Below are 19,297 nucleotides of genomic sequence, written 5' to 3'. Positions count from 1 at the left end.
GTGAAAAGAGACTACTACGAAGTCCTCGATCTGGACCGCAACGCATCGGAAGCGGAGATCAAGAAGGCCTACCGCAAACTGGCAATGAAATATCATCCTGATAAAAATCCCGGAAATGCAGAGGCGGAAGAGAAGTTCAAGGAAGCGGCGGAGGCCTACTCGGTACTCAGTGATGCTCAGAAGCGTTCGCAGTATGATCAGTTCGGTCATGCGGCTACAGAAGGGGCAGGAGCGGGTTTTGGTGGTTTTGGATTTGGAGATTTTGATCTTTCTGATGCATTACGCACCTTTATGGAAGGTTTTGGTTCGTTCGACGATTTCTTCGGCGGCGGTGGACGCCACACACGTAGAGTAAGCGGCGGCGACCTGAAAGTGACCCTCGAACTGGATCTGGAGGAGATTGCCATTGGAGTCTCAAAGACCATGAAGATCAAGAGGTGGAATCCCTGCGATACGTGTGCCGGAACGGGTGCCGAACCTGGGACGATGCCTTCGCGCTGTTCAGCCTGTAACGGCTCCGGCCAGTTGAAGCAGATTTCGAAGTCGCTCTTCGGACAGTTCGTGAATGTTGTCCAGTGCGCTCACTGTGGCGGTACTGGCGAGGTTGTGAGCAGTCCTTGCCGCAAATGTTCAGGAGAGGGGCGGAAAAAGGAACCGTCCCAGATAAAGGTCGAGGTGCCTGCGGGAGTTGCCACGGGCAACTATATGACTCTACGGGGTGAAGGCAACCGGGGACCAAGAGGTTCGGAATCCGGCGATCTTATCATCTTTTTCGAGGAAAAGGAACATAAGTATTTCACACGCCACGGCTCGGATATCATTGCCGAACTAGAAATATCATTCTCTCAGGCGGCGTTGGGAGATTCGGTCAAAGTACCAACTCTCGATGGTGGCGCAAAACTGAGTATTCCGGCGGGTATTCAATCGGGGCAGGTATTACGCATGCGCGGCAAAGGACTTCCTGAATTGAGAGGAAGTTATAGAGGAGATGAACTGGTGAAAATTCAGGTCAAGACACCAACGAAACTCAATTCGAAGCAGAAGAATCTATTAGAAGAACTGGCCGCCAGCAACGGCAGTATAGGGAAAGCGAGCATAAAAAGGGTGCGTTCATAGCGGTAGCGGTTATGACTTCCCAGGAAAAGATGATACTAAGATTTCTCCTGACTGTTTTTGTAGTAGGGGTCGTGATTGGTTTTGTGAGAAGGGAATGGTTTGGTACCTCACCACAACTCAGTGCTGAGGCTGAGGAGACAGCCATTGCCATCGCATCCATTGCGGCATCAAATCGTGACCGGTATGAGGCTAGCCTCACCTCGGAAGATGGTGAGGGGAAAAATCAAATCATCTCCGCAATGGTAAAAGTGAACATAAACACAGCCGCGCTGGAGGAACTGGTACTCTTGCCGGGTATCGGACCTGCGCTCGCCGAGAAAATTATCATCTATCGCCAGGATTACGGTAATTTCAAATCGATTGAAGAACTGAAAAAAGTAAGAGGAATCGGAGAAAAGTCGTTGCAACGACTCGGAAATCTGATAACAATCTAAACAGAAAACGGATTTGGAAAGGAGCAAGCGGATCGATGGTTGAGATATCTGACTTTAAATTTAAATGGTGGGTGCGTGACCTGCTGGAATTGGGCATACTTATGGCAATCGTTATATTCATACTTGTGATATATATACCTCGCGCCATATGGGATGAGGAGGAGACTATAAGAACTGAAAGTCGTTTCAGAATGGAAAACGATTATGATGTTCTTACCTACTATGAAAGATTGACGGATCAGCAGACAGAGAATGGCCTCTGGGCACTTAAAGTAGTAAATGCAACCAGGGATTCCCTAACCGCAGATTCAACATTCCTTGGTCAGCAGACGATCCACCTTGGGGACGAATCAATTGATGTTGATGTATTCGAAGGCTATGATGTTGTGTATGATACTTCCTTCGGCTTCCTAATGACGCGCAAAGATACAATTGTTGACACCGTCTACACGGTAGTGACTTACAATCAGGAAGATGCACGCTACGACACCTCTTTTATACGGCTCGATATGATTGATCCTTACCTTAAGGATACGACTCTTGTGGACATTCCGGATACGAATCTCTCAAGCCACGTGGAAGTTGTCAGCTATTACGATTCCTACATGCCGGATTCCACTATGTTTTTCTGCTCTTTGACAGAGAAACCTTACATCATTACGATCTCTGAAGATGACATGCTGACAGTGCAGAGTCCAATAACTGAAACTTACAAAGAACAAAGATACCTGGTATTTTCGTTCAAATCCAACTCTCATGGAAAGATTGAAGACGGAGATAAAAGCTGGGACAGGTTCTAAAAAGCTGTGCTAGCTGTCTGTATTAAAGGTGGCTGGTTGCGGTACACCCAGGCTGATATCGGTGGCCACAGTTTTAAGATTAACTGTATAGACAGTCTACCCCTCCCGTCTGAACTTTCCCCTCCTGAACTGGGTTCACCCGGCCTTCGAGGACTACTTCATGATGTATTTGAACAAGTTGCCGACACACTTGAGAAACCTGACAGGGAAGTGTTTGTTTCACTGGATCCGGAATGGATCGACTGTACCCTGTTAAAGAGCGATGCGGTCCTTGATGAGGCGACAAAAGAGTCTTATCTCAGGTGGATCCTTGCCCAGAGATGGGGGACTCTCTGGAATGAATCGGCGGTTTTCTTTCAAGCTGTCCCAAATGGTGACGAGGGAGAAGAACTGACTGTCGCCTGTACTACCACTGAAAACCTCGTCGAAAGTGTTAGATCCTCTATCGATAGTATAGGTTATGTCCCTTCGTGGCTTGAGTCCACTTCTCTTTCCGTTTACCGAACAGTGAAAGCTTCTGATGACGGGAGACATTCGAAGGCGATAGTCGCGGTTGCGCGAGAAACAATCTTGGATGCACAATTCATTGATCGGGGAAGATTAAGAAGTTTTGGGGTGCTGAACGTCCGGTCGGGAAAGGTAAAAGGTGTGTCTCTGCAGGGAGACGCAGATTTCGCCGACAGATGTATTGAAGAGTGGAACAGCTATCTTAATGATTCTGATAAATCTCCGAATCTGCGGATTGTCCTCACAGGTGAGTTTACAAAGCCACGTTTTAGTGCTCTTAAAGGTAATGAAGCCGGTGACGGGGTAACAGATGTTATCGACCCTTTTCCGCGAACAGATATATCTGGAATGGGATCCTCACGCAGGAAAGGTTCTCCATTTGTGGAGTTGCTGGGTCTTATTCAGAGGAGAGCGGGCTGATGCCAGACATCAATCTTTTTGGAAATAGAGGATTTCAGGAGGATATTCCGGTGCCTGAATTAGTGGAAGAGAAGGAGAATCGGGTGACAGAGGAAAAAGAAGCGGCAACGAAACAGAAGAAAACGAAACAGAAGAAGATGAAGAAATCGTTCCTCGTACAGGAACTCGGTGCGGTTGTGCTTGCTGTTATCGTGGGTGCGCTAATATGGTGGTATTTTGTAATGAAAACTACGGTGCGATCTGAAGTGACGGAATATACGCCACACGAATTCCTGGCCAGGCCGAAAGCTGACAATGACTAGAACAGCTATCCTTGCAGGCAGTCTGAAGGGGGTTCGTCTCAAAGTGGGTGGAGCTGACGATGTCCGCCCGACGCAAGCGAGGGTACGGAAGAGTATCTTTGACATCTTGCAGACAGTGGTAGGGGAAAAAGCCCTCGATTTGTATGCGGGGTCAGGATCGCTCGGTTTCGAAGCGCTCAGCCGGGGGGCTGCATCAGTAACATTTGTTGAATTGAACGCGAAGGTTGTGGGAGTGATCGAGAAGAATAGGCTTCTCTTTGACAGCCATAAGATCACTATCCTGTACAGTGATGTTTTCCGCTATCTCCGCAGCTGTAAGGAAGAGTTTGACCTCATTTTTGCTGATCCTCCATATGGGATGGTTAATCTTGATCTGCTTGTGAACCTGGCGTGTAGACGCCTTGGAGAAGAAGGTGTCCTGATCGTTGAGTCGGCCCGGCGTGAGGAGTGGCAGAGCGATGAAGCTGACGTCAGATATTATGGCGATACACAGATTTCCCTTTTCCGGAATGTGCCGTGAATAAGAAAATAGCCATCTATCCCGGATCGTTCGATCCTATTACCTACGGTCATCTGGATGTCGTCGACCGAGCCGTTCATCTGTTTGATCATCTCATTATAACGATAGCCACCCATAGAGACAAGGAACCACTGTTTGGTCTTGATGAGAGGCTCGAAATGATCCGTACCTGTTCAGTTGACTATGAGAATGTTGAAGTTACATCGTATGACGGACTTATCGTTGACTTTGCCCGCGAAAAAGGGGCCTGTGCACTTATCAGGGGACTCAGGTTCGTGAGTGACATCGAATTCGAATTTCAGCTTGCTTGGGTAAACCGACATCTGAACAGAGATGTCAATACGGTATTCCTGATGACGGATGCTAAATATACGCATCTAAGTTCAACAGTCATCCGTGAAGCAGCAGAACTCGGGGCGGATATCGACAGCTATGTTCCACCAGCTGTCGTTGAACGACTCCACGAAAAATTCGGTAAATGAACAGGAAAGATTGCTTTAAACTGTTTTCAAGAATAAAGGAATTCTTTGAGCCATAATAATGGCTCCCTGTAAAGTATAGTATTTGTAAATTCTTAGCCGGAATTTGTGAAGTTCGGAATACAGAAAAGCTAATGCCAACATACGATTACAGATGTAGTGATTGTGGACATGAGTTTGAGCACCTTCAGACTATGACTGAAGACCCTCTTGCACATTGTCCTGTTTGTGCGGGTACCTTAAAGCGGCTGATAGGCGGTGGGGCTGGTCTGATCTTTAAAGGTTCCGGATTTTACATTACTGATTACAAGAACCGTAACACCTCAGGGGGCAACAGTCAGAATAAGGTTAAGCCTAAGACCGATGGTAAAAAGGAGGAGTCACCACAGTTGGAAACGAATAATAAGACGTCAACCAAGAAGGATAAAAAGGAGTGATGACAGGTAATTATTTCATCATTCTATCTGAGCACGGTAGCAACGGCGTTTCTGACTGGAGTTAACTGTTTACCGTGTAGTTTGTAAGTCTTCCTAAATCTAACAGGGGGAATCATGAGTAACCCAGCAGTTGAGCAGGCGAAGGAGCATTTTGGTCGAGTACTGGAGCAACAGTTGGTCCGCATCGAGAAGATGAAGGCGGGAGAAGAAGAGACCGACTACGCCGCGCTCAAACCTATCATTATCGGAATTATTGGTGGTGACGGCATCGGCCCGTATATTGCTGAAGAGGCGCGGCGTATCCTCAAATTCCTATTGGCGGAAGAGCAGAAATCGGGCAAGGTGGAATTCAGGGATATCGAGGGTCTTACAATTGAATATCGTGCAGAAGTGGAAAAACCAATTCCGGATGACGTTCTGGAAGAGATAAAGAAATGTCACGTGACGCTGAAGGGACCTACTACCACGCCAAGGAAGGGTGATCCATGGCCCAACATCGAGAGCGCCAACGTAGCGATGAGAAAAGAGCTTGATCTCTTCGCAAACGTCCGTCCCGTTCGTGTCCCTTCTGAAGGAATCGACTGGATGTTTTTCAGGGAAAATACTGAAGGGGCCTACGCTCTCGGCGACGATGGGATAGAAGTTACGGATGACATGGCAATCGATTTCACTGTTGCCACCACGCAGGGGTCAGAGCGCCTCATCCGGTTGGCCTTTGACTACGCCAGCAAGAACGGTATCAATAAGCTGACGCTTGTGACTAAGGCCAATGTTGTAAAAACGACAGACGGCAAATTTCTTAAGATCGGCTATGAGATTGCCAAGGAGTACCCCGATGTGGAGGTAGACGACTGGTATATAGATATTATGACGGCTAAGTTGGTAGATCCCAAGCGGCGGACTCAGTTCCGTGTCATGGCTTTGCCGAATCTCTACGGCGATATCCTCACTGATGAAGCGGCTGAATTCCAGGGCGGTGTCGGTACTGCCGGGGCTGCCAACATTGGTCGGAAGTATTCTATGTTTGAGGCGATTCACGGCTCCGCGCCGAGAATGGTGGATGAAGAACGCGCTAAATACGCCGATCCCAGTAGCATGATTCGGGCCGGTGCCATGCTTATGCAGCATATCGGTTATCTTGACCGCGCGCAAAAGCTGGAGATGGCCCTGGATATTTGCGGTCAGTTCGAGAAGAAACTCGTCATGACTGGCCGGGACACAGGTGCTACGGGAGAGAAATTCTCCGCCTATCTGATGGAGACAATACAGGATCCCGATCTCGAGAACAGGTGGCAGACTTACCAGGCAGTCTGAGTTAGTATCTGCATAGTTATCTTTTGGAAAAGGGAGAAAGAGTGCCCCTTTTTTATCTACGTGATCTCTGCACGTCAACTACCAGAGGATCTATTCCAGGTGCGTCCCACCGGTTTGTTATATAAATTTCGCACGACCAATGTTTGTCGACTATGCAAAGATCAAGGTGTCTGCCGGTCACGGCGGAAATGGATGCGTCAGCTTTCGGCGTGAGAAGTTCATACCGAAGGGGGGACCTGATGGAGGAAATGGCGGCCGCGGCGGCAGTATCTTCTTTGAGGTGGATCCGCAGCTGCACACCTTGCAGGATGTAAAGTATCGCAAGTCATACCGCGCCGATAACGGTCGTGACGGTTCCGGTGCACGCAAGACCGGCCGCGATGGTAAAAATGTCATCATCCCCGTTCCACCCGGGACTGTTCTGCGGCGGGATTACTGTAAGACGGTCGCTGCTGATCTGACAGAAGCGGAAGAACAGTTTGTAGGAGCGCGAGGTGGTAAGGGCGGCAGGGGCAACGCCCTCTTTGCAACCGCAACGCGACAGACGCCGAGGATTGCCGAGCCGGGTCAACCGGGAGAAGAATTTGTCTATGAAGTGGAACTGAAAGTACTGGCGGATGTTGGCCTTATCGGACTTCCCAATGCCGGCAAGTCAACCCTTCTCTCAAAACTTTCCGCCGCCCGGCCCAAGATCGCTGATTATCCCTTCACCACTCTCGAACCTCATCTCGGTATCGTTAAGTATGGCGACTTCCAATCGTTTGTGATGGTGGATATCCCCGGTCTCATCGAAGGTGCCAGTCGAGGCAAGGGGATGGGGATCAAGTTTCTAAAGCATATCGAGAGAACGTCTGTACTGTCGCTTCTAATTGAAGCAAACGATGACAATCCTGAAGTGACCTTCGCTACACTGATGAAAGAACTGAAAAATCACAATGAAGTACTCCTTCAACGTCCGAGATTGATTGTGTTCACCAAGCGCGATCTTTTGCCGCAGAGTATCGATCTTCCTTCATCATTTGCGGGGGAAAAAGCCGTTGCTGTCAGTAGCGTGACCGGTGCAGGATTAGGTGAACTGGTGCAAGAACTAACTACGATTCTCCATGCAGACAGCTGAAATCAGTGCTCTTCTGGAACTGACCCAGATTCACGGTCTCGGGCCGGCGCGTATCCGCACGCTTGTAACCCGGTTGGGGAGTTCTGAAGCTGTACTGGAAGCTTCCGTTGCGGAGATGAGTCGTCTGGAAGGTATTGACCTCAAACTGGCGCAGACTATCTCACGCTACAAACCGGCTGGATTTGCGGATGTACAGCTGGAGAAAAGTGAGGCCGAAGGATGTACCATAATTTCATTCCGTGACGAGGCTTATCCCGACTATCTGAAGAGGATTTACGATCCGCCAGTGCTCCTTTTCGTTCGCGGGTCGTTTGCCGAAGCTGATCGCGATGCTGTTGCAATTGTGGGTACACGGATGCCGTCAGCTTACGGCAGGCAGATAGCTCAGGAACTGGCTCGCGGCATGGCTTCTTCCGGATTGACCGTGGTGAGTGGTTTTGCAAAAGGGATCGACACTGTGGCTCACAGAGGTGCCTTGGTGGTGGGTGGCCGGACTATTGCTGTTCTCGGTAACGGTCTCGATATTGTCTATCCGGCGGCGAACCGCAAGATAGTTGACCAGGTGGAAAATAACGGTGCAGTAATTTCTGAGTTTCCATTCGGCACAAAGCCCGATGCCGGCAACTTTCCACGCCGCAACCGGATCATAAGTGGTCTCAGTCACGCAATCGTCGTAGTGGAGGCGGGTCACCGCAGCGGTGCTATTCTCACCGCCCTCAATGCCGTAGATCAGAACCGTGATGTCTTCGCGGTGCCGGGAAGGGTGACGGATTCCAAAAGTGTTGGCTGTAACAGACTCATCCGCAACGGCGCCATCCCTGTCCGGGACTCCCAGCATATACTCGAAATTCTTAACCCGCGGCTCCATACACCCGCCAGACCAGTCCAGCGCGAACTTAAGCTTGAAATGACCGAGCCGGAAATGGCCGTCTACTCGGTTCTCTCGGGTGATCCCAAGTATGTGGACGATATTGTGGCACAGACCGAACTCGATCCTTCAACAGTACTCACTATCCTACTCGGTTTGGAGCTGAAAGGGGCGGTGACACAACTGAGCGGGAAACAGTTTACTCGAACCTGAATTGGTGTGTTGCAACGTACTTTCTGGATCAGGTGTCGGACTCGTCAGGTATATCTATCCTTCAACTCAAAGACCTGGCTTCCGTCGGGAGTTGCCCGAATAGCATTTTGAGTTGCGGACATGCCAGCGTAAATTTCCTGACTGAGTAGGATATGATTTCCTCATAAGAGAGAAGCGACGATGATTGACTCAAAACTGGAAAAGCGGTGGGCGTCGGTGCACCAGCTTATTGATGATTCAGATCGGATCGTGTTTTCGACGCACATCAGTCCTGATGGCGATGGTCTTGGCTCCCAACTCGCCATGGCCAGGTTTCTGGAAAAACGTGGCAAAGAGTGCAGAATTTTCAACCCTACGCCACTACCGGGTGATATGCACTTTTTAACCGAGTTTGGAACTTTTGAGGAATATGATCGCCAGATGCACTTTGATTGGGTAAAGAGTGCGGATCTGGCCATAGCATTCGATATCGGTGACTACAAAAGGCTCGGCCGGCTGGGACATGATTTTCAGAAGGCATGTCTTCCCGCATTGTCCATTGACCATCATCCTCATCCTTCTCCCAACGGATTTACCTACTCCGTTCACGACATTTCTGCCTGTGCCACAGGTTTTCTCGTTTATGAGTACATAAAATATGCGAACGGTAAGAACGGTTCTAGGCCAGCTCTCGAGCCAGAGATTGCTAAGAGTCTATATGTTGCAATCCTTACGGATACAGGGTCGTTCAGGTTCAACAATACATCCGCTGAAGCTCACGAGATGGCCAGCGAACTGATAAGAAGCGGCGTAAGGCCTTACGACGTTTATGAACAGGTTTACGAATCAACACCGGTTGAAAGAATACGCCTGATGGCGCTGGCACTGGATACGGTTGAGGTTGAGGGGGATGGTACTCTAGCGTGGTTTACCGTGACGAAGGAGATGATGGAAGAGGCGGGAGCCAAAGATGAGCATGTAGGCGGTTTTACCGATCTTGTGCGTTCTATCAAAGGAGTTGAAGTAGCTGCGATGGTACATGAGAAACCGGGAGGCCAATCACGCGTGAACTTCCGCTCCAAAGGCCGGGTGAGAATAGATGAACTGGCGAGGTGCCTCGGTGGAGGAGGTCACGCCTTCGCCGCTGGAGTCTTGTTGGAACAGCCCATTGAGGAGGCTACCAGCCTTGTCGTTTCAAAGATCCTGACGGAGATCAAGATCCAGCTGAATCTTGAGGAATGATCCGGTGAAAATCAGCGTGGCAAAAGATGCCGGATACTGCTTTGGCGTCAGAGATGCGGTGAATCTGGCGTACGAGACCGCGCATGAACATGGAGAGGTCTATATGCTAGGACATATCGTCCATAACGAACATGTTGTTCACGATCTGGGACAGGCGGGAGCCAGGGTAGTAGATACTATGTCCGCAATTCCCAGCGAAAAACCTGTCCTTTTCCGTGCCCACGGAACAGAGACCGAAGTATGGAGTAAAGCTGAGAAGAAAAACTTGAACATCATCGATGCTACCTGTCCGCTGGTAAAAGAGATTCATCACGAGGTAAAAAAACTTACGCAGGAAGACAGGCCTGTTATTATCATCGGTGATCACGGGCACGATGAGGTAGTGGGGATTGCCAGTCAGGTTGAGAATGCTGTTGTGGTGGCCACAGCGGATGAAGCTAAAAGATTGCGTAAGATGAAGAGGGCCGGCGTGGTAAGTCAATCGACACAGTCAATTGAAAATGTGCAAGCCATTATCAATATCCTGATGACGAAAGTCTTCGATCTACGATTTGTGAATACTATCTGTTTCCCCACCAAGCGGAACCAGGAACAGATTATAGAATTAGCAAAAGAGAGTGACGCAATAATTATTATCGGTTCATTCACCAGCGCGAATTCGAAACGTCTCGCACTGCTGTCCAGTCAGGTTAATCCAGTTACATATCAGGTCAATTCAGCCGATGAGCTGGACGAGTTATGGTTTCGGGATGTTGCTCATGTAGGCATCTCCGCCGGCGCCTCAACACCGGACTATCTCATTGAAGAGGTAAAAGCAAGAATTGAACAGTTTATCACCGAATTAGAGGAGGTGTGTTAGAATGGAAAAGGGTTCATTTGAAGTAAAGGTCGGTCTTGCCGAGATGCTGAAAGGCGCCGTCATCATGGATGTGACCAACGTGGAGGATGCTAAGATAGCCGAAGATGCAGGGGCTGCGGCCGTAATGGCTCTTGAACGCATTCCGGCAGATATCCGCGAAGACGGCGGTATTGCCCGCATGTCAGATCCTCAGATGATCAAGGATATCCAGGAGGCAGTCTCAATTCCCGTCATGGCCAAGTGCCGTATCGGTCATTTTGCCGAGGCGCAGATTCTTGAATCTATCGGTGTCGATTTTGTAGATGAGAGTGAAGTTCTGACGCCGGCGGATGAGCACAACCACATCGATAAGCACGCTTTCAAGATTCCTTTTGTCTGCGGCTGTCGTGATCTTGGTGAAGCGCTGCGGCGAATCGGGGAAGGCGCAGCCATGATCCGCACCAAGGGTGAAGCCGGCAGTGGCAATATTGTGGAGGCTGTGCGCCACATGCGCAAGGTGCAGGGCGACATAAGGAAATTGACCGTGTTCGGAGAGGAAGAGATGATGGCGCAAGCCAAGGAACTGGGAGCCCCTTACAGTCTCGTAAAACAGGTGGCTAAACTGGGCAAACTACCTGTTCCTAACTTTGCTGCCGGCGGTATAGCTACGCCGGCTGATGCGTCACTTATGATGCAGCTGGGCGCCGAAAGCGTTTTCGTCGGTTCCGGCATATTTAAGTCTGAGGATCCACCGGTAAGAGCTGCCGCCATCGTCGCCGCGGTGACCTATTATGCCAATCCTGAAAAGTTGGCTGAGGTGTCTTACGGTCTGAAGAAGGCGATGAAAGGTCTTGATATTGCCGAAATTCCGCAGGAGCAGAGACTGCAGGAAAGAGGCTGGTAGTGATCACAATCGGTATCCTCGGCTTGCAGGGCGCTTTTGCCAGACATGAAGCTGTCCTGTCGCGGCTCAATGTCTATACGCGGATTGTCCGTCTCCCCGCCGACCTTGATGGATGCGATGGTGTCATCATTCCGGGGGGTGAGTCCACTACTATAACCAAGCTTATGGACTATATCGGTATTCGGGAACCACTGCTAGATTTTGCTGAACGATACCCTCTCCTCGGTACTTGTGCCGGAATGATCATAATGGCTTCACAAGTGGAGGATCTACAAGTGCGCCCTCTGAACCTTATCGATATTGAAGTGGTGCGCAACGCCTACGGCCGACAGGTCGATTCATTTATCCGCTCGCTGGAGATCTCTACAAATGGGTCTATCTCCCGGATGGCGGGCGTCTTTATCCGGGCACCACGGATCAAGTCAGTAGGTAAAGATGTGAGTGTACTCGCCTCTATTGATGGTGAGCCGGTGTTTGTGCGGCAGGGTCACCATCTGGCAAGTTCATTTCATCCCGAGTTGTCAGACAACACCACTGTCCATGAATATTTCGTGTCATTAGCCGAGGAGACGGTTCTTGCAGAATAGTTTTAAACACCTTCACAAGATTGACTCGCCTGACGATCTAAGAAAGCTCTCCCAAAAAGAGCTCGATGCGGTTTGTAATGAGTTGCGCACATATATTATCGATGTAGTGGAAGAAAAAGGGGGACATTTCGCCTCACCTCTTGGAGTGGTCGATTTAACGGTGGCTCTTCACAGGGCATTCGATACACCCACAGATCAACTCATTTGGGATGTCAGCCACCAGTGCTATGCTCACAAGATTCTCACCGGTCGCCGCGATGAGTTTCCTACCTTGCGTCAGGACGGCGGTATCAGCGGTTACTGCAGCCGGGAGGAGAGCGAATATGATGTCTTCGGTACTGGTCACGCCAGCACTTCGATTTCTGCCGCTGTCGGGCTCGCCAAAGCAAGAGACCTGAAGGGAAAGAAACATAAGATTGTTACCATTATTGGTGACGGCGCCCTGACAGGCGGTCTCGCTTACGAAGGGCTAAATAATGCCGGCGTCCTGAAAAGTCAGTTATTGATAGTACTAAATGATAACCGCATGTCCATTTCACCCACGGTGGGTGCCCTCTCACACTATCTGACAAAGATCGTCACCAACCCAATCTACAATCGCGTCCGGGACGAGATATGGAAACTGACGGGTAAGTTACCAAAGATCTCCGGCGCGGTCAGACGATTCCTCCACAGCTTGCAGGAAGGACTTAAGAATTTTCTCGTTCCCGGTATGATCTTTGAGGAACTGGGCATACGATATTTTGGTCCCATCGACGGACACGACGTGAATGAAATGATCGAGACTTTTGCGAACCTTAAGAATTTCAATCAACCTGCTGTTGTCCATGTTCTGACGAAAAAAGGGGTCGGCAGGGATCATGCTGAGGAAGATCCTCTCAAGTACTATAGTCTATCTGGACGCGCGGACGGGAAGAAGGGAGATGATCTGGCGGTGGGATACAGTGACGCTTTCGGCAAGATCACCTGTCAGCTGGCAGCTGAAGATGAAGATATCGCCTGCGTGGTCGCTGCCATGCGCGAGGGGACCGGCCTTGTAGAGTTCGCAGAGAGATATCCCGAACGTTTTTTCGACTGTGGAATCGCTGAAGAACATGCGGTAACCTTCGCCGGAGGATTAGCGATATCCGGTCTGAAACCTGTGGTAGCCATCTATTCCACCTTTCTTCAGCGAAGTTTCGATATGATAATCCACGATGTTGCTCTTCAGAATCTGCACGTGGTCTTTGCCCTTGATCGCGGTGGCGTTGTCGGTCCGGACGGCCCAACTCATCATGGTGTATTCGATTTTTCTTTTCTGCAAATGATTCCCGGCATGGCAATTACAGCACCCAAAGACGGTAATGAGTTGAGGGACCTCCTGTATACGGGACTCAATCACTACGAAGGCCCTTTCTCCGTTCGCTATCCGAAGACCTCAAGTCTGAGCTTTGATGAGGATGCGCAGCCAAAAGCGGTCGAAATCGGTTCCTGGGAAGTTTTGGCGGAAGGTAAGGATGTTGCAATTCTGGCAGTGGGAAGTATGGTGGATGAAACGCTGAAGGCGATTTCCGCTATAAGAGCCGAGGGCATCAGTCCGCATATTGTAAATGCAAGATTTGTGAAGCCGATAGATGAAGCAATGTTGAGAAATATCAGTAATAGGTTTCCTGCCGTCTTGACTATAGAAGAGGGGAGCCTTGCCGGAGGATTTGGTTCTGTGATCCTCTCGTGGCTTAACGAACACGGCTACAGAGGGACGACGCAACAGCTGGGGATTGCCGATGAATTTGTGGATCACGGCAGCCGGAGAGTGCTTCTGGACAATCTCGGCCTTAGCGCCCGACAGATTGCCGGAACCGTCAGCCGCATCCAGAGCGCCAGAAAGGTACTCGCCACTTAACGCATTTTCACAGTGAATTCGGCTTATCTGGCTATTGTCGGAATTGTAATATTCCTTCTCGGCTATCGTTTCTACTCCCGTTACATAGGCACCAGAATATACGCGTACAATGAATTGCGCAAAATGCCGGCCCATGAGCTTCGCGATGATCTCGATTATGTCCCCACGAAACGACACATTCTGTTTGGGCACCATTTCACTTCAATTGCCGGTGCGGCGCCCATCATAGGACCGTGCGTTGCGGCCTACTGGGGCTGGCTTCCAGCTTTCCTCTGGATTGTAATCGGCACTGTTTTTATGGGCGCTGTACACGACTTCGGGGCTCTGGTAGTCAGCGTTCGTGAGAAGGGAAGAAGTATTGCCGATATCAGCAGTAAGGTTATCAGCGATCGTGCCCGCATCATGTTCCTTATTTTCATCCTCATGCTGGTGTGGCTTGTTCTTGCCGTCTTTGCCATGGCCATCGCAGACCTCTTCGTGGCGGTGCCTACAGCTGTCCTTCCCATTAATATCGAAATCATCCTGGCGATAGCCGTCGGCTGGTTAATCTACAGGAAGAATACAATGGCGCTGGCTCCTTCCCTTATTGCACTGGCTTTGCTATACTTTTTTGTCTGGGCTGGTACCCACATGCCTCTCAGTTTCGAATCACTGGGGATGACGAAACAGGATGCTACCACTATCTGGGTGGTGTTGCTTTTTATCTATTCATCAATAGCGAGCCTGTTGCCGGTCTGGTTTCTGCTGCAGCCGCGGGATTACATTAACAGTCATCAGCTGTTCGTAGGACTCGGTCTTCTTTATCTTGGTATTTTTATTGCTCAGCCGGCCATAGATGCACCCGCCATCCGTACAGCAGTAGATCCCGGTGCGCCACCCATGATCCCACTCCTTTTTGTTACTATAGCCTGTGGCGCCATCAGCGGCTTTCACGGTTTGGTAGCTTCGGGTACTACATCCAAACAGGCGAACGAAATGAGAGACACCCGAATTATCGGCTATGGCGGCATGCTTGGGGAGGGATCTCTTGCACTGGCATCCACGGTAGCGGCGGTTGCCGGCATAACGCTCGTAGCATCCTGTGAACTTCCCTCTATTGGTCATGTGGATAATCTTTCCTGGGCGGTCTATTACGATACGTGGGCCCACGCCAGCGGCAATAAGGCGGCGGCATTTGTTTTAGGCGGCGGAGCGCTCCTGGAGCAGATTGGCTTGCCGTCAGCACTGGCTAAGACACTCATGGCGGTTCTGGTTATTTCGTTTGCGGCAACTACCCTCGACACGGCCACGAGGATCCAACGTTTTGTCTTGAGTGAACTTGGAATAGCCCTCAAAATCAAGTCCCTCACCAACAGGTATCTGGCGACAGCGGTGGCTGTTCTTCCTGGAGCGTGGCTTGCGCTGTGGAATATCACTGATCCCGCCAGCGGAAGTGTGAAGCAGGCAGGATGGGTTCTCTGGCCTATCTTTGGCGCCAGTAATCAGATGCTGGCCGCCTTGACGCTCATGGTGGTCACCCTCTACTTCTGGCAGCGCAAGAAATCTATCAGTGCTCTTTTTATCCCCATGGTTCTTGTGATGGTGGCGACCCTTTCATCTCTCATGCTGAAGACAGTAGATTTCTATGGCCAGAACAACGTACTTTTTCTTATCAATACTATTCTGACAGTGCTCATAGGGTGGATGATCGTTGAAGGGATACTGGCGGCAAGGCGTCGCAAAGAAGCGCCGCCCCCTGTGAATGGAGAGGCTGGTGGTTAACAAGAAGGCTGACTTTTTCGAAAAGCGACGGGCCGAGTGGGAAGCTGAAGCAAGTGCCGGTGAAGGGAGAGACTACAGCTTCGACACGGTGAGTGGAGAGGAGATCGATCCGCTCTACTATCCGGAATTCCCGGATAGTGACTATTTGGATAAGCTCGGTTTTCCGGGACAGTACCCTTATACCCGCGGTATCCATGCCAATATGTATCGTGGCAAACTGTGGACCATGCGGCAGTTTTCGGGTTTCGGTACGCCCGAAGAAACCAACGAACGCTACAAGTTTCTGTTGGATCAGGGGCAAACGGGTCTCTCCGTAGCTTACGATATGCCGACACTTATGGGTTATGATGCCGACGATCAGCTGGCCGCCGGAGAGGTAGGAAAGTGCGGTGTGGCGGTCAGTTCCCTGGCAGATATGGAAGTTCTATTTGACGGGATCGACCTGGGAGCAGTCAGTGTCTCGCAGACAATTAACGGTCCGGCAATTATTTTGCTTGCCTTTTATATCGCTACTGCAGAAAGACAGGGTGTCGCCATAGACAAACTTCAGGGTACCCTGCAGAACGATATCCTGAAGGAATTTATTGCCCAAAAGGAGTGGATCTTTCCGCCTAAACCACATATGCGGGTCATTACTGATATTATCGAGTTCTGCACGTCCAAGATGCCGAAGTTCAACACTATTTCAGTCAGCGGGTATCACATTCGCGAGGCCGGTTCCACTGCTGCCCAGGAACTCGCTTTTACGCTCCTTGACGGATTCTGTTATGTGGATCACGCTATGGAACGGGGTATAGATATTGACGATTTTGCGCCGCGTCTCTCATTTTTCTTCAATTCTCATCTCGATTTCTTTGAGGAGATTGCCAAGTTCCGGGCTGCACGGCGTATCTGGGCAAGACATATTAAGGAGCGCTACAAGGCAAAGGAAGAGCGGACGTGGAAACTCCGCTTTCACACTCAGACCGCTGGATGTAGCCTCACGGCGCAACAGCCCGAAATCAATATCGCCCGCACAGCATTTCAGGCTCTTGCCGGCGTACTCGGTGGAACGCAGTCCCTGCATACCAATTCCATGGATGAGACACTGGCACTGCCGACACAAAAGGCGGCTGAGATCGCCCTCAGAACGCAGCAGGTGATCGCGTATGAGACAGGGGTGGCGAATGTGGCCGATCCACTTGGCGGATCGTGGTACCTTGAATCGCTGACTGATAAGCTTGAGGCCAAGGCGGAAGAATACTTCGAAACGGTGAAGAAGATGGGAGGCGTGATCCGAGCTGTCGAGGAAGGATATTTCCAGAGAGAAATCGCCAGGGCTTCTTTCGAATACGAGAAAGAGGTAAATGAGAATAAAAGGGTGGTCGTGGGTGTAAATAGGTTTGTCAAAGAGGATGAAGAAATCGAAATTCCTGTCTTGCAAATAGGCCCGGCAGTGGAACAATCTCAGATAAAAAAACTTAAAGCGTTTAGAAAGACCAGAGATGATGTCGCCGCTGAAAAATCTTTGAAGAAGGTTGAACAGGCTGCGTCTGGGAACTTGAACCTGGTTCAGCCCATCGTGGATGCGGCAAAATCAGGTGCTACAGTTGGTGAAATCGTTGCATGTATGAAGAACGTTTTTGGGGACTGGCAGGAATCACCTGTCCTTTGAAATGAGAGAAAACAAGGTATGAACAGTAAAAAATTCGGTGTCGTCATAGGTGCCATCGCTATTATTCTGGTCATATGGGTGGTGATGGGATTTGAGGGCAATGAGCTACCTTATGTGACTATCGTTGAGTTGAAAGACGCCGCCTCTAAGAGACCGTCGAAGCGGTTCCGCCTGGGTGGGAATGTGGAAGAAGGATCAATCCTCAGGAGCGAAAGCGATCAGCTCGATCTCAGCTTCGTGCTGAAGCAAGAGACAGAAATGTTGCCGGTGAGGTATCACAAAATTGTGCCAGATATGTTCGGTGATGGTGCTGAAGTAATTGTTGAAGGTTACTATATTGATGGTGAATTTCAGGCCGATAACCTGATGACCAAATGCGCCTCCCGCTATGAGGGCGACTTAAGAGAGACTCAGGAATCCAGCTAAGGGTTCAGGTACACAAGGAATACTCCTCATGCCTGTTTACGGCGCTACCCTGTTGAACCTCTCCCTCGGACTTGCCGTCCTCACTCTGGTTGCTCTCTTTTTTTATGTTCGCGGAGGTGATTACCGGCTGTTCCAGGTAGGGCAGAGAGCTTCCCTGGGAGTCTCCTTTCTGGTGCTTCTCGCCACTGTTACGCTGATTACAAACCTTCTTCAGGGAAACTTTGATGTCGACTACGTAGCCAAGTATACAAGTCAGGCGACCCCGGTTCTATATAAATTGAGTGCCCTCTGGGCCGGCCAGTCCGGTTCACTTCTCTTCTGGCTGTTTATCCTCTCCATCTATTCAGTAATAGTTGTGATCCAGAATCGCTCCAGTTATCACGATTTGATGCCATATGTGATTATAACATTGACGGTAATTCAACTCTTCTTTCTTTTTCTGGTCAATTTTGTTGAAAACCCCTTCAGACCGGTGCAAGCGGATTTTGTGGTTCAGGATGGTCTGGGACTGAACCCTCTGTTGCAGAATCCTACCATGGTTATCCATCCGCCTATGCTCTATCTGGGCTACGTCGGATTCTCTGTCCCTTTCGCCTTCGCCATTGCGGCCCTCATCTCCAGGAGACTTGACGTTATGTGGGTTCGGAGCATACGACGCTGGACACTCTTCACATGGCTCGCTCTCGGATGCGGTATCATCCTCGGCGGATGGTGGGCATATATTGAGCTTGGTTGGGGCGGATACTGGGCTTGGGATCCAGTGGAAAACGCATCGTTCATGCCGTGGCTCACGGGAACAGCATTTGTTCACAGCATTATCATCCAGGAGAAAAAGAAGATGCTCCGCGTCTGGAATATGGTGCTGATTATTGGAACTTTTGTGCTCTGTATTTTCGGTACATTTCTCACCCGCAGCGGAATTGTTTCCTCCGTTCACTCGTTCACCCAGTCTTCTCTCGGTCCCATGTTCCTCGGTTTTGTGCTGTTCATCATCGTCGTTACCGTTTCGCTTCTTATTACCCGGATGAAGGATCTGCGGTCAGAAACTCATTTGGATTCCTTCCTGTCACGGGAGAGCGGTTTCCTTTTCAACAATGTTGTCTTTGTGAGTATCTGTTTTGCTGTACTGTGGGGAACCCTTTTCCCTATCATTTCGGAAGCTGTCACAGGTTCTCAGATCACGGTAGGAGCACCTTTCTTTAATCAGGTAGCTGTACCCATCGGTCTTTTCCTGCTACTCCTCATGGGTGTGGGTCCTCTTCTGGCCTGGAAAAGAACCTCAAAAGAAAGTCTGATCAGGAATTTTTCAATACCTGTTCTGGCAGGGCTTGTGGCACTGTTCAGCGTGTTTCTGCTGGGAGTTCGGTCGCCGTATCCGCTGGTCGCCATTTTTCTCAGCTTTTTTGTACTGGGAACCATTGTGCTGGAATTTACCCGTGCTGTTCGTGTGCGGAGGGGTAAACGTGATGAAAGTATTCCCGTGGCACTGATTCGAAT

The 19,297-nt window shown here is 49.9% G+C and carries 20 protein-coding genes; all 20 read left to right on the top strand.

Going from position 1 to position 19,297, the window contains the following annotated elements:
- A complete protein-coding gene (gene dnaJ, locus QF669_02005) occupies window positions 1–1,116 on the top strand; it encodes a molecular chaperone DnaJ (protein ID MDP6456219.1) in 1,116 nt (371 codons plus the stop codon).
- A 29-nt stretch (window positions 1,117–1,145) separates the two neighbouring features.
- Window positions 1,146–1,550, top strand: coding sequence for a helix-hairpin-helix domain-containing protein (locus QF669_02000; GenBank protein MDP6456218.1), 405 nt, complete (start codon window positions 1,146–1,148; stop codon window positions 1,548–1,550).
- A gap of 35 nt (window positions 1,551–1,585) precedes the next feature.
- Complete coding sequence (locus QF669_01995; GenBank protein ID MDP6456217.1) at window positions 1,586–2,350, top strand: hypothetical protein; 765 nt, start codon at window positions 1,586–1,588, stop codon at window positions 2,348–2,350.
- 36 nt (window positions 2,351–2,386) lie between these two features.
- Window positions 2,387–3,277, top strand: a complete 891-nt coding sequence (locus QF669_01990) for a hypothetical protein (protein ID MDP6456216.1) — start codon at window positions 2,387–2,389, stop codon at window positions 3,275–3,277.
- Complete coding sequence (locus QF669_01985) at window positions 3,277–3,579, top strand: hypothetical protein (protein MDP6456215.1); 303 nt, start codon at window positions 3,277–3,279, stop codon at window positions 3,577–3,579. Before QF669_01990 ends, QF669_01985 begins: the two co-directional genes overlap by 1 nt.
- Window positions 3,572–4,099 (top strand): 16S rRNA (guanine(966)-N(2))-methyltransferase RsmD, encoded by a 528-nt coding sequence (gene rsmD, locus QF669_01980; protein ID MDP6456214.1) that lies wholly within the window; start codon window positions 3,572–3,574, stop codon window positions 4,097–4,099. Before QF669_01985 ends, rsmD begins: the two co-directional genes overlap by 8 nt.
- Window positions 4,096–4,581 carry a pantetheine-phosphate adenylyltransferase gene (gene coaD, locus QF669_01975; protein MDP6456213.1) on the top strand — a complete coding sequence of 162 codons (486 nt, stop codon included), beginning with the start codon at window positions 4,096–4,098 and terminating at the stop codon, window positions 4,579–4,581. The genes rsmD and coaD overlap by 4 nt, the downstream gene beginning before the upstream one ends.
- Before the next feature lie 131 nt (window positions 4,582–4,712).
- Window positions 4,713–5,015 carry a zinc ribbon domain-containing protein gene (locus QF669_01970; GenBank protein MDP6456212.1) on the top strand — a complete coding sequence of 101 codons (303 nt, stop codon included), beginning with the start codon at window positions 4,713–4,715 and terminating at the stop codon, window positions 5,013–5,015.
- A 114-nt stretch (window positions 5,016–5,129) separates the two neighbouring features.
- Window positions 5,130–6,329: an isocitrate/isopropylmalate family dehydrogenase gene (locus QF669_01965; protein MDP6456211.1), complete on the top strand. Its 1,200-nt coding sequence runs from the start codon at window positions 5,130–5,132 to the stop codon at window positions 6,327–6,329.
- Between the two features lie 139 nt (window positions 6,330–6,468).
- Window positions 6,469–7,446, top strand: a complete 978-nt coding sequence (gene obgE, locus QF669_01960) for a GTPase ObgE (GenBank protein MDP6456210.1) — start codon at window positions 6,469–6,471, stop codon at window positions 7,444–7,446.
- On the top strand, window positions 7,433–8,527 hold the full coding sequence (dprA, locus tag QF669_01955) for a DNA-processing protein DprA (protein MDP6456209.1): 1,095 nt from the start codon (window positions 7,433–7,435) through the stop codon (window positions 8,525–8,527). Before obgE ends, dprA begins: the two co-directional genes overlap by 14 nt.
- Window positions 8,528–8,707: 180 nt before the next feature.
- Window positions 8,708–9,748 carry a bifunctional oligoribonuclease/PAP phosphatase NrnA gene (locus QF669_01950; protein MDP6456208.1) on the top strand — a complete coding sequence of 347 codons (1,041 nt, stop codon included), beginning with the start codon at window positions 8,708–8,710 and terminating at the stop codon, window positions 9,746–9,748.
- A gap of 4 nt (window positions 9,749–9,752) precedes the next feature.
- The gene (gene ispH, locus QF669_01945; protein ID MDP6456207.1) at window positions 9,753–10,607 is read left to right on the top strand and encodes a 4-hydroxy-3-methylbut-2-enyl diphosphate reductase; all 855 of its coding nucleotides are present in this window, start codon (window positions 9,753–9,755) and stop codon (window positions 10,605–10,607) included.
- 1 nt (window position 10,608) lies between these two features.
- On the top strand, window positions 10,609–11,490 hold the full coding sequence (gene pdxS, locus QF669_01940; GenBank protein MDP6456206.1) for a pyridoxal 5'-phosphate synthase lyase subunit PdxS: 882 nt from the start codon (window positions 10,609–10,611) through the stop codon (window positions 11,488–11,490).
- Window positions 11,490–12,077, top strand: coding sequence for a pyridoxal 5'-phosphate synthase glutaminase subunit PdxT (pdxT, locus tag QF669_01935; protein ID MDP6456205.1), 588 nt, complete (start codon window positions 11,490–11,492; stop codon window positions 12,075–12,077). The genes pdxS and pdxT overlap by 1 nt, the downstream gene beginning before the upstream one ends.
- On the top strand, window positions 12,067–13,959 hold the full coding sequence (gene dxs / locus QF669_01930; GenBank protein MDP6456204.1) for a 1-deoxy-D-xylulose-5-phosphate synthase: 1,893 nt from the start codon (window positions 12,067–12,069) through the stop codon (window positions 13,957–13,959). The genes pdxT and dxs overlap by 11 nt, the downstream gene beginning before the upstream one ends.
- A 12-nt stretch (window positions 13,960–13,971) precedes the next feature.
- Window positions 13,972–15,720: a carbon starvation protein A gene (locus QF669_01925; protein MDP6456203.1), complete on the top strand. Its 1,749-nt coding sequence runs from the start codon at window positions 13,972–13,974 to the stop codon at window positions 15,718–15,720.
- The gene (locus tag QF669_01920; GenBank protein ID MDP6456202.1) at window positions 15,713–17,374 is read left to right on the top strand and encodes a methylmalonyl-CoA mutase family protein; all 1,662 of its coding nucleotides are present in this window, start codon (window positions 15,713–15,715) and stop codon (window positions 17,372–17,374) included. The genes QF669_01925 and QF669_01920 overlap by 8 nt, the downstream gene beginning before the upstream one ends.
- Window positions 17,375–17,392: 18 nt before the next feature.
- Window positions 17,393–17,800: a cytochrome c maturation protein CcmE gene (locus QF669_01915; GenBank protein ID MDP6456201.1), complete on the top strand. Its 408-nt coding sequence runs from the start codon at window positions 17,393–17,395 to the stop codon at window positions 17,798–17,800.
- Window positions 17,801–17,828: 28 nt separating this feature from the next.
- Window positions 17,829–19,297 (top strand): cytochrome c biogenesis protein CcsA (gene ccsA, locus QF669_01910; GenBank protein MDP6456200.1); only part of this gene is annotated, 1,469 nt, incomplete at its 3' end.

This window comes from Candidatus Neomarinimicrobiota bacterium (assembly GCA_030743815.1).
In the GTDB taxonomy this organism is placed as follows: Bacteria; Fidelibacterota; Marinisomatia; order Marinisomatales; family S15-B10; genus UBA2146.
The sequence above is the reverse complement of the archived record's forward strand: the minus strand, read 5'-3'. Positions and strand labels throughout refer to the sequence as shown.

Bases quoted from the DNA above. Each gene is read 5' to 3' on its own strand.
- QF669_01995 (MDP6456217.1), top strand. From the start codon at position 1,586: ATGGTTGAGATATCTGACTTTAAATTTAAATGGTGGGTGCGTGACCTG.
- QF669_01965 (MDP6456211.1), top strand. From the start codon at position 5,130: ATGAGTAACCCAGCAGTTGAGCAGGCGAAGGAGCATTTTGGTCGAGTA.
- obgE (MDP6456210.1), top strand. From the start codon at position 6,469: ATGTTTGTCGACTATGCAAAGATCAAGGTGTCTGCCGGTCACGGCGGA.
- pdxS (MDP6456206.1), top strand. From the start codon at position 10,609: ATGGAAAAGGGTTCATTTGAAGTAAAGGTCGGTCTTGCCGAGATGCTG.
- QF669_01985 (MDP6456215.1), top strand. From the start codon at position 3,277: ATGCCAGACATCAATCTTTTTGGAAATAGAGGATTTCAGGAGGATATT.
- QF669_01970 (MDP6456212.1), top strand. From the start codon at position 4,713: ATGCCAACATACGATTACAGATGTAGTGATTGTGGACATGAGTTTGAG.
- dprA (MDP6456209.1), top strand. From the start codon at position 7,433: ATGCAGACAGCTGAAATCAGTGCTCTTCTGGAACTGACCCAGATTCAC.
- QF669_01915 (MDP6456201.1), top strand. From the start codon at position 17,393: ATGAACAGTAAAAAATTCGGTGTCGTCATAGGTGCCATCGCTATTATT.
- QF669_01950 (MDP6456208.1), top strand. From the start codon at position 8,708: ATGATTGACTCAAAACTGGAAAAGCGGTGGGCGTCGGTGCACCAGCTT.
- QF669_02000 (MDP6456218.1), top strand. From the start codon at position 1,146: ATGATACTAAGATTTCTCCTGACTGTTTTTGTAGTAGGGGTCGTGATT.
- rsmD (MDP6456214.1), top strand. From the start codon at position 3,572: ATGACTAGAACAGCTATCCTTGCAGGCAGTCTGAAGGGGGTTCGTCTC.